Source organism: Streptococcus sp. CCH8-H5 (genome assembly GCF_001556505.1).
GTDB lineage: Bacteria > Bacillota > Bacilli > Lactobacillales > Streptococcaceae > Streptococcus.
Genome location: NZ_LSIZ01000029.1, coordinates 47315 through 63135, shown reverse-complemented (window position 1 = coordinate 63135; position 15821 = coordinate 47315). Strand labels below are relative to the sequence as shown.

General features: G+C 39.9%; 14 protein-coding genes and 1 tRNA gene. 14 read left to right on the top strand and 1 reads right to left on the bottom strand.

Going from position 1 to position 15821, the window contains the following annotated elements; genetic code table 11:
* Positions 1-296: 296 nt before the first annotated feature.
* A complete protein-coding gene (locus AX663_RS01655) occupies positions 297-1472 on the bottom strand; it encodes a peptidoglycan bridge formation glycyltransferase FemA/FemB family protein (protein ID WP_060972516.1) in 1176 nt (391 codons plus the stop codon).
* Between the two features lie 871 nt (positions 1473-2343).
* Between AX663_RS01655 and AX663_RS01650 the strand changes: the two genes are divergently transcribed.
* The 14 genes from AX663_RS01650 (at position 2344) to tmk (ending at position 15816) form a co-directional block, all read left to right on the top strand.
* Complete coding sequence (locus AX663_RS01650) at positions 2344-2541, top strand: F0F1 ATP synthase subunit C (protein WP_002890193.1); 198 nt, start codon at positions 2344-2346, stop codon at positions 2539-2541.
* A gap of 32 nt (positions 2542-2573) precedes the next feature.
* Complete coding sequence (atpB, locus tag AX663_RS01645; protein ID WP_002885921.1) at positions 2574-3281, top strand: F0F1 ATP synthase subunit A; 708 nt, start codon at positions 2574-2576, stop codon at positions 3279-3281.
* Positions 3282-3301: 20 nt separating this feature from the next.
* Positions 3302-3799, top strand: a complete 498-nt coding sequence (gene atpF, locus AX663_RS01640; RefSeq protein ID WP_014634008.1) for a F0F1 ATP synthase subunit B — start codon at positions 3302-3304, stop codon at positions 3797-3799.
* Positions 3799-4335 carry a F0F1 ATP synthase subunit delta gene (locus AX663_RS01635; RefSeq protein WP_002885901.1) on the top strand — a complete coding sequence of 179 codons (537 nt, stop codon included), beginning with the start codon at positions 3799-3801 and terminating at the stop codon, positions 4333-4335. The genes atpF and AX663_RS01635 overlap by 1 nt, the downstream gene beginning before the upstream one ends.
* A 15-nt stretch (positions 4336-4350) precedes the next feature.
* Positions 4351-5856, top strand: coding sequence for a F0F1 ATP synthase subunit alpha (gene atpA, locus AX663_RS01630; RefSeq protein WP_014634010.1), 1506 nt, complete (start codon positions 4351-4353; stop codon positions 5854-5856).
* A gap of 18 nt (positions 5857-5874) precedes the next feature.
* Positions 5875-6753, top strand: a complete 879-nt coding sequence (locus AX663_RS01625) for a F0F1 ATP synthase subunit gamma (protein ID WP_002890208.1) — start codon at positions 5875-5877, stop codon at positions 6751-6753.
* A gap of 76 nt (positions 6754-6829) precedes the next feature.
* On the top strand, positions 6830-8236 hold the full coding sequence (gene atpD, locus AX663_RS01620) for a F0F1 ATP synthase subunit beta (protein WP_002885994.1): 1407 nt from the start codon (positions 6830-6832) through the stop codon (positions 8234-8236).
* Between the two features lie 12 nt (positions 8237-8248).
* Positions 8249-8665: a F0F1 ATP synthase subunit epsilon gene (locus AX663_RS01615; protein ID WP_002890211.1), complete on the top strand. Its 417-nt coding sequence runs from the start codon at positions 8249-8251 to the stop codon at positions 8663-8665.
* Between the two features lie 258 nt (positions 8666-8923).
* A complete protein-coding gene (ftsW, locus tag AX663_RS01610; RefSeq protein ID WP_014634011.1) occupies positions 8924-10204 on the top strand; it encodes a cell division peptidoglycan polymerase FtsW in 1281 nt (426 codons plus the stop codon).
* A gap of 237 nt (positions 10205-10441) precedes the next feature.
* The gene (tuf, locus tag AX663_RS01605) at positions 10442-11638 is read left to right on the top strand and encodes an elongation factor Tu (RefSeq protein ID WP_002886182.1); all 1197 of its coding nucleotides are present in this window, start codon (positions 10442-10444) and stop codon (positions 11636-11638) included.
* A gap of 254 nt (positions 11639-11892) precedes the next feature.
* Complete coding sequence (gene tpiA / locus AX663_RS01600; RefSeq protein ID WP_002885895.1) at positions 11893-12651, top strand: triose-phosphate isomerase; 759 nt, start codon at positions 11893-11895, stop codon at positions 12649-12651.
* 261 nt (positions 12652-12912) lie between these two features.
* Positions 12913-14898 (top strand): transketolase, encoded by a 1986-nt coding sequence (tkt, locus tag AX663_RS01595; protein WP_049529417.1) that lies wholly within the window; start codon positions 12913-12915, stop codon positions 14896-14898.
* 92 nt (positions 14899-14990) lie between these two features.
* Positions 14991-15063, top strand: a tRNA-Thr gene (locus AX663_RS01590).
* Positions 15064-15186: 123 nt separating this feature from the next.
* Positions 15187-15816 carry a dTMP kinase gene (tmk, locus tag AX663_RS01585; protein WP_060972515.1) on the top strand — a complete coding sequence of 210 codons (630 nt, stop codon included), beginning with the start codon at positions 15187-15189 and terminating at the stop codon, positions 15814-15816.
* Positions 15817-15821: the final 5 nt, after the last annotated feature.

The window sequence follows — 15821 nt, the reverse complement described above, 5'->3', positions numbered from 1 at the left end:
TCCAAAAAGAACGCGACAAACAAGAAGATTACCAAGCTAAATACGATGCGACAGTCGTACGTATTGAAGAAATGAAGAAATTGGTTAAATAAAGAAACTGGTGAAATAAAGAAAGAGACACGGTAGAAGGCCGTGTTTTTTAAGCTCTTTGTCAACTGTGGTGCTTCTCAAAAAAATTCTTGTGATGTATCGTAATTTAAATATAACAAAAAAGTCATCATATGATGACTTTTTCAGTGGCTCTAACAAAAGCCTGCGTTTATTTCAAGCAGTGAATAGTAAACAGTATTTTTTAACTAAGAACGTCTAAGAAGCTTTTTAAGTCCTTGAATAAGTTTGTATTTTAAAGGTTGTGGGTAATAGCGGAAGGTTCCCATCTTACGAACAATATAACCGTTAAAGTTTTGTTTAAATCGTAGAACTCCATCAGAGCCGTCAAACACACCTGTGATTCCAAGGAAATTATAACTCATAATATTTCTTCTTAAAGTGCAATTCATGGCATGATACTGAATTAAGAAAGCAGCAGAGAATTTTTGAAATTCTGTGTAGGAACCTCCAAAGAGATATGTGGCCTGATCTTTCGTATATAGTATTAAAGCACAGGCAAGAAGTATCTTCTCTGTATTAATTTTTTGTTTGAGCTCTGAAATGATCTGTTTTTGTTTATTCAATTTTTGAGCTTGTTGCTCATACTGTTTGCTCTTAGGGTTCAGTGAGGTAAGTTTACTATTTATGTGATCTAAGCTTTTTTCAAAATCTAACTCTGCTACCAAGAAATCAGCGTTATCACCAAATGCATCATATAAATCTGTATAATAATCTAAACTTTTATCTTCAAATCCTTGCCTTCTTCCGGTTTCTTCTATAATCTTTTTGAATTCTGGAATTTCTCCTTTATTTATTTTGCGAACAATAACATTATAGTCGAGAGCAGTTTTGATGTTTCTGATGCTATTTTTGTTAAATGATTTTAATAAAGATTTTTCATCAAAGCCCTCAAGGTTTTTCAAATAATGCCAAGTTGGCTCCCCTTCAGGATAGCCTACCTGTAAACCATCAAATTTGTAGCCAAGATCTGTTAGTGTAGAAATTAGTTCTGTTTTCTCAGGTTCAATAGGCTTTCCATCAATTTCAAATGTCTGATAAATGTCATCTGGCTTTACAACCAATTCTAAAGCTCCCTGTTTCTTAGCAAAAAGTTGTAATTCATGGTAAAAACTCTTTAAATCGGATTCATTTGTATACGATGGACCACTATTAATTTCTATTCGGACTCCTCCAGTCAAATGCTTCATGAAAGCAATAGCGGCAACGGTAATTTCATTATTGCTTTTCCAACCTAGATATTTAGTCTCGAATCCTCTTTTTTTTAGGAGATTAGACATTGATACTGTTTGCATGAACGAATGTTCTTTACATTTTTCTATGAAAGATGTAAACTCATCCTCTTTCAAAATTGTAAGACTCATTTTATTTCCTTTCGATTACAAGTAAAATAGTTATATAAGTTATTATAACAAAAATAAATCCAGATGCTTCAAACTATCTATATTTCAAAGTGACTATAGTCAGAGAATGCTAAAGTCTAGTAATCTTACATTAATATAAAACTAGGTACAGTGAGGTTCCAGATTCTATCGTTGATAACGAAAGGAAGATAGCATCGGGTCATGTGTTTTGTATGATAGAAGAAGATTTAGGACAAAAGAAGTTGTTAAATTGGACGAGTTACCGTTTTGTACACGTCATTTTATGAAAAATACAAAGTCTCTATGAGGTGATATTATTATTCTTGGAATATGAAATAAAGGTTGGGTAAGTCGTTTAACATCTGATAATGTTAGTGTTTGTTTTATCCAAGGAGAGTAGCCACGTCAATGGTAATTATTGATAAAGTAAACATTTGATATGGAGCGATACTAATATTAAAAAGTGTCGGAGTAGTATTTTCTACTTTTGGAGTCAGTAGGACTTTCTAAAGAGAAAGTGGAGCAAAAACGCTCCCCTTCAGCCTTCTTTAAGCTCGATAACCTATACTATAGTCATCCTAATAAGTATTACTGAACGTCGTTCGGTAGCGCTCACATGTTCTGGTTTTAAGTCAGACAGTGAAACTTTCTTTTTTCATAAATTTCCCAAACAAGTCTAACCTACCATAGTTAGGCTTGTTTTTTTGTAATAAGCAGACTAGTTTTTCATTAAAAGTAAACGCTTACGTAAAATTAGTGAAAACGTTAGGCAAAGTCAGTGAAAACGTCTAAAAAACCATCAATTCGTTGACTTTCGTGGAAAATAGGACTAAAATAACAGGGTAAAAAAAATTAAAAGGAGAATTCTACTATGAATCTAACTATCTTAGCCCTCGGTTTGGCCGTTATGGGTGTATCTGTTGGTGAGGGTATCCTCGTTGCCAATATCGCTAAAGCTGCAGCTCGCCAACCTGAGATGTTTAGCAAACTTCAAACATTGATGTTTACTGGTGTTGCCTTTATCGAAGGTACCTTCTTCGTATTGTTTGCCCTTAGCTACATTGTCTAATAGACAAATAAAAGATGAAGGAGGGATGAGCAGTGGAAACTACAAGTAATCCAACCGTCTCATTATTTGGGATTGATTTTGACTTGACTGTCCTTGCCATGTCTCTCTTGACAGTAATTATCGTTTTTGGAGTGGTTTTTTGGTCAAGTCGTAAGATGACCATTAAACCAAAGGGAAAACAAAATGTGCTTGAGTTCATCTATGAGTTTGTGAATAGTACCATTTCTCAAAGTCTTGGGAAATTCACGAAGAATTATAGTTTGCTCTTGTTTGTAATTTTCACCTTTGTTTTTACAGCAAACAACTTAGGTTTGCTTGTGTCTGTAAAAAGTGAGCATTACAATTTTTGGACTTCTCCAACATCGAACTTCGGTGTTACTATCACTCTTTCTTTGATTATTACCCTCATTAGTCATATTGAGGGGATCCGTAAAAAAGGGTTTAAAGGCTATCTAAAGGGCTACCTTTCACCATACCCAGCTATGCTCCCAATGAACATTTTGGAACAATTAACCAACCTTGCTTCATTGGCCTTGCGTTTGTTTGGTAACATTTATTCTGGTGAGGTACTTACTGGCTTGATTCTTCAATTGGTGACCTGGTCTGCTTTTGCAGCACCTGTATCCTTTGCTTTGAACCTTGTCTGGGTTGCCTTTTCAGCCTTTATCGGCTTTATCCAAGCCTATGTCTTTATTATCCTAAGTTCAAACTATATTGGTGATAAAGTCAACGAAGAATAATTAAGAAAGGGAGAAATGAAATGTCAATACTTATTAATAGTACGACACTTGGTAATATCATTATCACACTCGGCTCAGTTTTTCTCTTGTATTACCTCATCCGTAAATTCGCATGGGATCAAATTACAGGAATCTTTGCTGCTCGTGAAAAGAAAATTGCCACAGATATTGATAGTGCTGAAAATGCTCGTCAAGAAGCAGAAAGCTTGGCACAAAAACGTCAAGATGAGTTGGCAGGTGCTCGCACTGAGGCAGCTCAAATTATTGATGGGGCCAAGGAAACTGGTAAAACTCAAGAATCAAAAATCATTGCAGAAGCACATGATGAAGCTAAACGCTTGAAAGAAAAAGCAAATCAAGACATTGCCCAAAGCCGTGTGGAAGCACTTGCTGGCGTTAAAGGTGAAGTTGCAGACTTGACTGTCCTCTTGGCGGAAAAAGTTATGAAACAAAACCTTGATGCTAAAGCGCAATCTGACTTGATTGATAGCTATCTTGATCAATTAGGAGATGCTTAATGGATAAGAAAACACAAGCTCTTGTTGAGCAATATGCCAGAAGTCTGGTAGAAGTCGCTTTTGAACAAGACGCCGTGTCAACAATCCAAGAAGAAGTAAGGCAAATCCTAACAGTTTTTGCTGAAACAAATCTAAAAACCTTCTTGTCGCAGGAAAATGTGACAAGTGAAGCTAAAAAAGAAAGTTTGAGCTTGTTTCAAGAGTCTTGTTCAGTGTATATGAACAATTTTCTTGAGGTAATCTTACTCAATGACCGTGCCAACATTCTCTATGATGTGTTGAAATTGGTCCTTGAGCTCTTTGACCAAGAAGACAATACTTACGATGTCACAGTGACATCAGCAAGTCCCTTGTCTGAGGAACAAAAAGCCCGACTTTTGGCGATTGTTTCACAAAAATTTGAGATTAAGACACGTCGTTTAGTAGAAAAAATTGATGAGGACCTCATCGGAGGGTTCGTCATCAAAGCAAAAAATAAGGTTGTTGACACGTCAATTCGCAGTCAATTGCAAACCTTTAAAACGAATTTGAAATAGAAAGTGGTGTGACTTTTGGCAATTAACGCACAAGAAATTAGCGCTTTAATTAAAAAGCAAATTGAAAACTTCCAGCCAAACTTTGACGTCACTGAAACTGGTGTCGTTACCTATATCGGTGACGGTATCGCACGTGCTCGTGGTCTTGATAATGCCATGAGTGGTGAGTTGCTCGAATTTGAAAATGGTGCCTATGGTATGGCCCAAAACCTTGAATCTAATGATGTCGGTATCATTATCTTGGGGGATTTCGTAGCAATTCGTGAAGGCGATATTGTTAAACGTACTGGAAAAATCATGGAAGTTCCAGTTGGTGAAGCCCTTATTGGTCGTGTAGTAAACCCACTTGGGCAACCAGTTGATGGTCTTGGTGACATCGAAACAACAGGTTTCCGTCCAGTTGAAACACCTGCTCCAGGTGTTATGCAACGTAAATCAGTTTCTGAGCCATTGCAAACTGGTCTTAAGGCGATTGATGCCTTGGTTCCAATTGGACGTGGTCAACGTGAGTTGGTCATCGGAGACCGCCAAACTGGTAAAACTTCAGTAGCCATTGATGCGATCTTGAACCAAAAAGGTCAAGATATGATCTGTATCTATGTGGCTATTGGTCAAAAAGAATCAACAGTTCGTACACAAGTAGAAACTCTCCGTAAACATGGTGCTCTTGATTACACAATCGTTGTGACTGCCTCAGCATCACAACCATCACCATTGCTTTACATCGCGCCTTACGCTGGTGTTGCAATGGCTGAAGAGTTCATGTATAACGGAAAACACGTCTTGATTGTTTATGATGATTTGTCTAAACAAGCCGTGGCCTATCGTGAACTTTCATTGCTTCTCCGTCGTCCACCAGGTCGTGAAGCCTACCCAGGGGATGTCTTCTATCTCCACTCACGTCTTTTGGAACGTTCAGCTAAAGTTTCAGATGATCTTGGTGGTGGTTCAATTACTGCCTTGCCAATCATCCAAACGCAAGCCGGAGATATCTCAGCTTATATCGCAACAAACGTTATCTCAATCACAGATGGACAAATCTTCTTGCAAGAAAACTTGTTTAACTCAGGTATTCGTCCAGCCATTGATGCGGGTTCTTCCGTATCACGTGTAGGTGGATCAGCGCAAATTAAAGCGATGAAGAAGGTTGCTGGTACACTTCGTCTTGACTTGGCTTCATATCGTGAACTTGAAGCCTTTACGCAATTTGGTTCAGATTTGGATGCTGCGACTCAAGCAAAATTGAACCGTGGTCGTCGTACAATCGAAGTTTTGAAACAACCGCTTCATAAACCACTTCCAGTTGAGAAACAAGTTGTTATCCTTTACGCTTTGACACATGGTTTCTTAGATAGTGTTCCGGTTGATCAAATCTTGGATTTTGAAGAAGCACTCTATGACTACTTTGATAGTCACCATGAGGATATCTTTGAAACTATTCGTACAACTAAGGATCTTCCTGAGGAATCTGTACTTAATGAAGCTATCCAAGCTTTCAAAGATCAGTCAGAATACAAATAGAAATAGGGAGGACAGCATATGGCAGGCTCTCTAAGAGAAATCCAAGCAAAGATTGCTTCAACTAAGAAAACGAGTCAAATCACAGGAGCCATGCAGATGGTTTCTGCCTCAAAATTGACACGTTCTGAGCAAGCTGCTAAAGATTTCCAAATCTATGCCTCAAAAATTAGACAGATCACAACAGATCTTCTACATTCAGAATTGATTAATGGTTCGTCAAATCCAATGTTGGATGCACGCCCAGTTCGTAAGACAGGTTACATTGTCATTACTTCAGATAAAGGACTTGTTGGAGGTTATAACTCAACAATTCTTAAAGCTGTGTTGGACATGATTAAACGTGACCATGATTCTGAAGATGAATATGCTATCATTTCTATTGGTGGAACAGGTTCAGATTTCTTCAAGGCTCGTAACATGAATGTTGCTTTTGAACTTCGTGGCCTTGAAGATCAACCTAGTTTTGATCAAGTCGGAAAAATCATTTCTAAAGCTGTAGGAATGTATCAAAATGAACTTTTTGATGAACTCTATGTGTGCTATAATCACCATGTTAACAGTTTGTCTAGCGAAGTTCGTGTGGAACAAATGCTTCCTATCGCTGATTTGGATCCCAATGAATCAGAAGGTCATGTGTTGACCAAGTTTGAATTGGAACCAGATCGTGACACTATTTTGGATCAACTCTTACCACAATATGCGGAGAGTCTTATCTACGGTGCTATCGTAGATGCCAAAACAGCTGAGCACGCAGCTGGTATGACTGCAATGCAGACAGCCACTGATAATGCTAAGAATGTGATTAACGATTTGACAATCCAATATAACCGTGCGCGTCAAGCTGCCATCACTCAGGAAATTACTGAAATTGTTGGTGGTGCAAGTGCACTTGAATAGCTAGAGATTTGTCTTAATTAGACACACATGAAAAAGGGATGATTGTCATCCAAAAAACTATCATAAGGAGAAAACAATGAGCTCAGGCAAAATTGCTCAGGTTGTTGGTCCTGTTGTAGACGTAGCGTTTGCAGCCGGTGATAAACTCCCTGAGATTAACAATGCATTGGTCGTTTATACTGATGAACAAAAGTCTAAACGTATCGTGCTCGAAGTAGCTCTTGAACTTGGAGAAGGTGTGGTTCGTACCATTGCCATGGAATCTACTGATGGATTGACTCGTGGACTAGAAGTTCTGGACACTGGTCGTCCAATCAGCGTTCCTGTTGGTAAAGATACCCTTGGACGTGTCTTTAACGTTCTTGGTGATACCATTGACTTGGAAGCACCTTTTGCAGACGATGCAGAGCGTGAACCAATTCACAAAAAAGCACCAACTTTCGATGAATTGTCAACATCTACTGAAATCCTTGAAACAGGGATTAAAGTTATCGACTTGCTTGCCCCTTACCTTAAGGGTGGTAAAGTCGGACTCTTCGGTGGTGCCGGTGTTGGTAAAACCGTTCTTATTCAAGAGTTGATTCACAACATTGCCCAAGAGCACGGTGGTATTTCCGTGTTTACAGGTGTTGGTGAACGTACACGTGAAGGTAATGACCTTTACTGGGAAATGAAAGAATCTGGCGTTATCGAGAAAACAGCCATGGTCTTCGGTCAAATGAATGAACCACCTGGAGCACGTATGCGTGTTGCCCTTACTGGTTTGACAATTGCGGAATACTTCCGTGATGTCGAAGGTCAAGACGTGCTTCTCTTCATCGATAACATCTTCCGTTTCACTCAAGCAGGTTCTGAGGTTTCTGCCCTTCTTGGTCGTATGCCATCAGCCGTTGGTTACCAACCTACACTTGCTACTGAAATGGGTCAATTGCAAGAACGTATCACATCAACTAAAAAAGGTTCTGTTACATCAATCCAAGCCATCTACGTTCCGGCCGATGACTATACTGACCCAGCGCCAGCTACAGCATTTGCTCACTTGGATTCAACAACCAACCTTGAACGTAAGTTGACACAAATGGGTATTTACCCAGCCGTTGACCCATTGGCATCAAGCTCACGTGCCCTCTCACCTGAAATTGTTGGTGAAGAACACTATGCTGTTGCTACTGAGGTTCAACGTGTGCTTCAACGTTACCGTGAATTGCAAGATATTATCGCTATCCTTGGTATGGATGAATTGTCAGACGAAGAAAAAACATTGGTTGGACGTGCTCGTCGTATCCAATTCTTCTTGTCACAAAACTTCAACGTTGCTGAACAGTTTACAGGTCAACCAGGTTCTTATGTTCCAGTTGCTGAAACCGTTCGTAGCTTTAAGGAAATCCTTGAAGGTAAATATGACAATCTTCCAGAAGATGCCTTCCGTAGCGTAGGTCCAATTGAGGATGTAGTAGCTAAAGCTAAAGCTATGGGCTACTAATGAGGTGAAGATATGGCACAAATGACCGTACAAGTGGTAACTCCGGATGGTCTGAAATATGACCACCATGCCAGCTTTATCCACGCGGTTACTAAAGATGGTCAAATTGGTATCTTGCCAGGCCATATTAACTTGATTGCGCCACTTGAAGTGGATGAACTCAAGGTTCGTCGTGTGGATGACGAGAGTCACGTCGATTGGATTGCCGTAAACGGTGGTATCATCGAAGTTAAAGATGATTTTATTACTATCGTTGCCGATTCAGCAGAACGTGAACGCGACATTGACGTTTCTCGTGCCGAACGTGCCAAGCAACGTGCCGAACGTGACTTGGAAGAAGCAACTAAATCTGACCGTATTGATGAAGTTCAACGTGCTCAGGTTGCTCTCCGTCGAGCACTTAATCGTATCAGTGTCGGTACAAAATAAGACAAAAAAAACGAGACTTTGGTCCCGTTTTTTATTTGTCGTAAAAGAAAAAATGAGAAGTAGCAAAGTTATCAAAGAAAGCTCATTGTAAAACCTATCTGAAGGTAAGATAAAAAATCAGATTTCCAGTCCTGAAAACGGTTAATTTAGCTTTTACTTTAGTTTAAGGTATCAAAGTGTTATAATATAAGCTGTTAGCTTTATATTTTAAGAGAAAATGTAGAGTAACGTAATAGAAAGTATGAGTTTTTTAAAGATATGAAAATTGAAAAGAAGCATCTTTTAGATTACACCATCTTGATACCTTATTTAATCTTATCCATAGTTGGTTTAATAGTAGTGTATTCAACAACGAGTGCTCGTTTAGTAGCCTTGGGAGCCAATCCCTTCGCATCTGTTATGAACCAAGGAGCCTTTTGGTTGGTATCCTTGTTCTCTATTTTTTTCATCTACCGACTGAAATTGAACTTTCTCAGGAAAGATAAGCTTTTGGGAGCTGTTATTGCCTTTGAGATTTTACTTTTGGTCATTGCCAAATTTTTCACTAGGGAAATTAATGGTGCCAATGGTTGGATTGTGCTAGGTCCCTTGTCTTTCCAACCAGCGGAGTATCTTAAAATCATTGTTGTCTGGTTTTTGGCGCACACTTTTTCAAAAAAACAGTCTGCCATAGAACGGTATGACTACCAAGCTTTGACGAAGAATAGATGGATTCCAAGGAATGGTAAGGAGCTGAATGACTGGCGTGTTTATTTGCTCGTTATGATTGGTTTGGTTGCTATCCAACCTGACTTGGGTAATGCGGCCATCATTGTATTGACTACGGTAGTTATGTTTTCAATTTCTGGTGTCGGCTACCGCTGGTTCACGGCCTTATTTGCTGGTATTGTAGGAGTTTCATCTGCCTTCCTAGGTTTAATTGCCTTGGTAGGGGTACAAACCATGGCTAAGGTACCTATCTTCGGTTATGTTGCCAAGCGTTTCGCAGCTTATTTTAATCCTTTTAAGGATTTGACTGGATCTGGTCTCCAGTTATCTCATTCTTACTATGCTATGAGTAATGGGGGCTGGTTCGGGCTTGGACTTGGAAATTCGATTGAGAAAACTGGCTATCTTCCAGAAGCTACAACAGACTTTGTCTTTTCAATTGTTATTGAAGAGTTAGGCCTTATCGGAGCTGGCTTGATTTTGGCTCTCCTCTTTTTCCTCATTCTTCGTATTATGATTGTGGGGGTTAAGGCCAGAAATCCATTTAACTCTATGATGGCGCTGGGTGTGGGAGCTCTCATGCTAATGCAGGTCTTTGTTAATATCGGAGGAATCTCAGGACTGATTCCATCAACAGGGGTTACCTTCCCTTTCCTTTCGCAAGGTGGTAACTCGCTTTTGGTAACTTCAGTTGGGATAGCCTTTGTCTTGAACATCGCTGCTAATGAAAAGCGTGATAATATTGTTCAAGCTATTGAGGAAGAATTGTCTCAGACTCAAGAATTAGAAAGTCAAGATGAAAAAATTGTACCTTTAAGAAGAAGTCGTTAATTCGGCTTCTTTTTTTACTTGATAGCGTTTTGCATTAGTAAAGGTAATACTAAAAGCTTGTAGAAGTAGTAGAAATAGAATTACTGAAAGAAATATTTGTGATTACTCTAAAGAAAAATTGAAAACTATATAAAATACTTGCAATTCTATGACATTTTGATAGAATAGTAGAGTAAAGTTAGACTGTATTGCCTACTGTCTATCTATAAAATATATTTTATTGGAGGCTTTTCCTAAATGGCAAAAGAAAAATACGATCGTAGTAAACCACACGTTAACATTGGTACAATCGGACACGTTGACCACGGTAAAACTACTTTGACAGCTGCTATCACAACTGTATTGGCTCGTCGTCTTCCTAGCGCAGTTAACACACCAAAAGACTACGCTTCAATCGACGCTGCTCCAGAAGAACGTGAACGCGGTATCACAATCAACACTGCACACGTTGAGTACGAAACTGAAAAACGTCACTACGCTCACATCGATGCACCAGGACACGCGGACTACGTTAAAAACATGATCACTGGTGCCGCTCAAATGGACGGTGCGATCCTTGTAGTAGCATCTACTGACGGACCAATGCCACAAACTCGTGAGCACATCCTTCTTTCACGTCAGGTTGGTGTTAAACACCTTATCGTCTTCATGAACAAAGTTGACTTGGTTGACGATGAAGAATTGCTTGAATTGGTTGAAATGGAAATCCGTGACCTTCTTTCAGAATACGATTTCCCAGGTGATGACATTCCAGTTATCCAAGGTTCAGCTCTTAAAGCTCTTGAAGGTGATTCTAAATACGAAGACATCATCATGGACTTGATGAACACTGTTGACGAATACATTCCAGAACCAGAACGTGACACTGACAAACCATTGTTGCTTCCAGTCGAAGACGTATTCTCAATCACTGGTCGTGGTACTGTTGCTTCAGGACGTATCGACCGTGGTGTTGTTCGTGTTAATGACGAAGTTGAAATCGTTGGTCTTAAAGAAGATATCCAAAAAGCAGTTGTTACTGGTGTTGAAATGTTCCGTAAACAACTTGACGAAGGTATTGCCGGAGATAACGTCGGTGTTCTTCTTCGTGGTATCCAACGTGATGAAATCGAACGTGGTCAAGTATTGGCTGCACCTGGTTCAATCAACCCACACACTAAATTCAAAGGTGAAGTTTACATCCTTTCTAAAGAAGAAGGTGGACGTCACACTCCATTCTTCAACAACTACCGTCCACAGTTCTACTTCCGTACAACTGACGTAACAGGTTCAATCGAACTTCCTGCAGGTACTGAAATGGTTATGCCTGGTGATAACGTGACTATCGACGTTGAGTTGATCCACCCAATCGCCGTTGAACAAGGTACAACATTCTCTATCCGTGAAGGTGGACGTACTGTTGGTTCAGGTATCGTATCTGAAATCGAAGCTTAATTAATATTAAGTTCCCAATACAATTATTCGTCAGACAATAATTGAGAGAGTCGAGTTTACTCGGCTCTTTTTGGTGTTTAAAAATACTCGTAATATTATATTTTTGACGTGTTTTAGATGCTTAATCTAAGTTTTGATTGTGATAAATAGACATAAAGGAGGTTGAGTTTTCGGAATTTTCCTAAAATCCTAGTAATAGTAAGGGATTTGTGATAAAATAAACGAGTAAATAAATAAAAGAAGAGGTATGTGAAATGTCACGTAAACCATTTATCGCTGGTAACTGGAAAATGAACAAAAATCCAGAAGAAGCAAAAGCATTCGTTGAAGCTGTAGCATCAAAACTTCCTTCATCAGATCTTGTTGAAGCTGGTATCGCAGCTCCTGCAGTTGACTTGACAGCTGTACTTGCTGCTGCTAAAGGTTCAGACCTTAAAGTTGCTGCACAAAACACTTACTTTGAAAATGCTGGTGCCTTCACTGGTGAAACTAGCCCACAAGTTTTGAAAGAAATCGGTACTGACTACGTTGTTATCGGTCACTCAGAACGTCGTGACTACTTCCACGAAACTGATGAAGACATCAACAAAAAAGCTAAAGCAATCTTTGCTAACGGTATGCTTCCAATCATCTGTTGTGGTGAATCACTTGAAACTTACGAAGCTGGTAAAGCAGCAGAATTCGTAGGAGCTCAAGTTTCAGCTGCTCTTGCTGGATTGACTGCAGAACAAGTAGCTTCAACAGTAATCGCATACGAACCAATCTGGGCTATCGGTACTGGTAAATCAGCTTCACAAGACGACGCACAAAAAATGTGTAAAGTTGTTCGTGACGTTGTAGCTGCTGACTTTGGTCAAGAAGTTGCTGACAAAGTACGTGTTCAATACGGTGGATCAGTTAAACCTGAAAACGTTGCTGAATACATGGCTTGTCCAGACGTTGACGGAGCTCTTGTTGGTGGTGCATCACTTGAAGCTGAAAGCTTCTTGGCATTGCTTGACTTCGTTAAATAATTTTACATAAAGTCGGGGGGTTCCCTCGGCTTTTTTGTTTTTTGATGAATAGATTTAATAATTGCTTGGGATAAGACAAATGCTATTGGTTTGTAAAAATGAACGCTTTAGGTCCTGTATTTTATAGGTTTAGGGTTTCACAAATAGAATTGGATTGCCCAAAGAGATAGATAATATGCTATAATTAAATAGTATAACTAGAGCTCAGACGCTAATAGTCTGTATGCTCCGCATTTTTTTCCAAAAAGGAGAGTTAGAATCATGACTTTTGATGCAATTGACCAAATGGCGGTCAGCACTATTCGTTCGCTTTCGATCGAGGCAATTCAAGCCGCGAATTCTGGGCACCCAGGTCTTCCTATGGGTGCAGCGCCAATGGCTTATGTGCTTTGGAACCATGTGATGAATGTCAATCCAAAGACTAGCCGTAACTGGACAAACCGTGACCGTTTTGTTCTTTCTGCTGGTCATGGTTCTGCCTTGCTTTATAGTCTATTGCACCTTTCTGGCTATGATGTGACAATGGACGACTTGAAGAATTTCCGTCAATGGGGCTCTAAGACTCCAGGTCACCCTGAAGTTAACCATACTGATGGTGTTGAAGCAACATCAGGTCCTCTTGGTCAAGGGATTGCTAATGCTGTAGGTATGGCAATGGCTGAAGCACACTTGGCAGCTAAATTTAACAAACCTGGTTTTGATATTGTTGACCATTATACTTATGCCCTCCATGGCGATGGTTGTTTGATGGAAGGTGTTTCTCAAGAAGCTGCCAGTCTTGCTGGTCACCTTAAACTTGGTAAGTTGGTACTTCTTTACGATTCAAATGATATCTCACTTGATGGACCAACTTCAATGGCTTTCACAGAAGATGTTAAGGCTAAGTTTGAAGCTTATGGTTGGCAACACATTCTTGTCAAAGATGGTAATGATTTGGAAGCTATTGCTAAAGCCATCGAAGAAGCTAAGGCTGAGACAGATAAACCATCTATCATTGAAGTTAAGACAATCATTGGTTATGGAGCTGAAGGACAAGGAACATCAGCTGTCCACGGTGCTCCAATCGGTCAAGATGGCATTGATCACGCAAAAGGTGTTTACGGTTATGATGCACCGGCATTTACAGTTCCAGATGAAGTTGCTCGTCGTTTCGAAGTTGGTATTAAATTCCGAGGTGAAGCTGCTGAAAATGCTTGGCAAACTAAATTTGCAGAATATGAAACTGCTTACCCAGAATTGGCTGCTGAATACAAGGTTGCCTTTGCAAATGAACCTGTACACGTTAACTTGAATGCTCATGAATTGGGTTCAGCAGTAGCTAGCCGTGTATCAAGCCAACAAGCTATCCAACAGATTTCTGAACAAGTTCCTTCATTCTGGGGTGGTTCTGCAGACCTTTCAGCTTCTAACAATACAATGGTTAAGGCTGAGTCTGATTTCCAAGCAGACAACTATGCTGGACGTAATATTTGGTTTGGTGTGCGTGAGTTTGCTATGGCTGCAGCGATGAATGGTATTGCTCTTCATGGTGGTACTCGTGTTTATGGTGGTACCTTCTTCGTCTTCTCAAACTACTTGCTTCCAGCAGTACGTATGGCAGCTCTTCAAAACCTGCCAGTAACTTATGTAATGACACACGACTCAGTAGCAGTTGGTGAAGATGGACCTACTCACGAACCAATCGAACAATTGGCAAGTGTGCGTTCAATGCCTAACCTTAACGTTATCCGTCCTGCAGATGGTAATGAAACTAATGCTGCATGGAAACGTGCCTTGGCTGAGACTGAACGTCCAACAATGCTAGTCTTGACACGTCAAAACTTGCCAGTCCTTGATGGTACTGCTGAAAATGCTGAAACTGGTGTCAATAAAGGAGCTTACATCATCTCAGAAGCAAACGGTGATCTTGATGGTATCATCATTGCAACTGGTTCTGAAGTGAAATTGGCTCTTGATACGCAGGCTGCTCTTGAAGCTGAAGGTGTGCATGTTCGTGTTGTTTCAATGCCATCACAAAACCTCTTTGATGAACAAGATGCTGCATATAAAGAAGAAGTCCTTCCAGCAGCTGTGACAAAACGTTTGGCTATCGAAGCTGGAACTAGCTTTGGTTGGGGCAAATACGTTGGTCTTGCAGGTAAAACACTTACTATTGATACTTGGGGTGCCTCAGCACCTGGTGACCGTATCTTTAAAGAATATGGTTTCACTGTTGAAAATGCAAGTCAACTTTACAAATCATTGTAAGAAAAGAAAGAGCTTGGTTCGTCCAAGTTCTTTTTTGTAAATTTCATACAGAACTTGACTTTTTAGGGTATAATGTTAGAATGACTGTGTCAGCCGATTTAGCTCAGTTGGTAGAGCAACGCACTCGTAACGCGTAGGTCACAGGTTCGAAACCTGCAATCGGCATGGTCAGAAGTATTCAGATAGAAAAAGGGGTTTTTAGAAACCTCTGTTTTCTTTTGTCCTAGATTGTTCATTTAAGCTAAAATTTGATAAAATAGAAGGTAACAAAATAAAAAAGGAAGTATCATGTCAAAAGGGTTATTAATCTCAATCGAAGGGCCAGACGGTGCTGGAAAGACTACAGTTTTGGAGGCGCTTTTACCTCGTCTTAGGGAAGCCTATCCAGCTCAAGTCGTAACGACACGTGAACCGGGCGGAGTCGCTATTGCAGAGCAAATCCGTGAGGTTATTTTGGATGTCAATAATACGGCTATGGATGCTAAGACAGAGCTTTTGCTCTATATTGCGGCTCGTCGTCAACATTTGGTTGAGAAGGTTTTGCCAGAGCTTGAAAAAGGTAATATGGTTATAATGGATCGTTTTATTGATTCATCAGTTGCTTATCAAGGTACTGGCCGTGGCTTGAATCAGGATGAGATTGCCTGGTTAAATGCCTATGCGACCGATGGTTATAAACCTGATGTGACCCTATTGTTTGATGTGGATTCTGAGACTGGTTTGGCCCGCATTGCAGCCAGCGGTGAACGTGAAGTCAATCGGTTGGATTTAGAGAAGCTTGACTTGCATCAGCGTGTACGTCAAGGTTATTTAGATTTAGCACAGGCTGAACCAGAACGTATCAAGCTAATCGATGCCTCACAGGCTTTTGAAAATGTTGTAGAGGACGCTTGGAAAGTAATTAAAGGCTATTTATAAGGAGC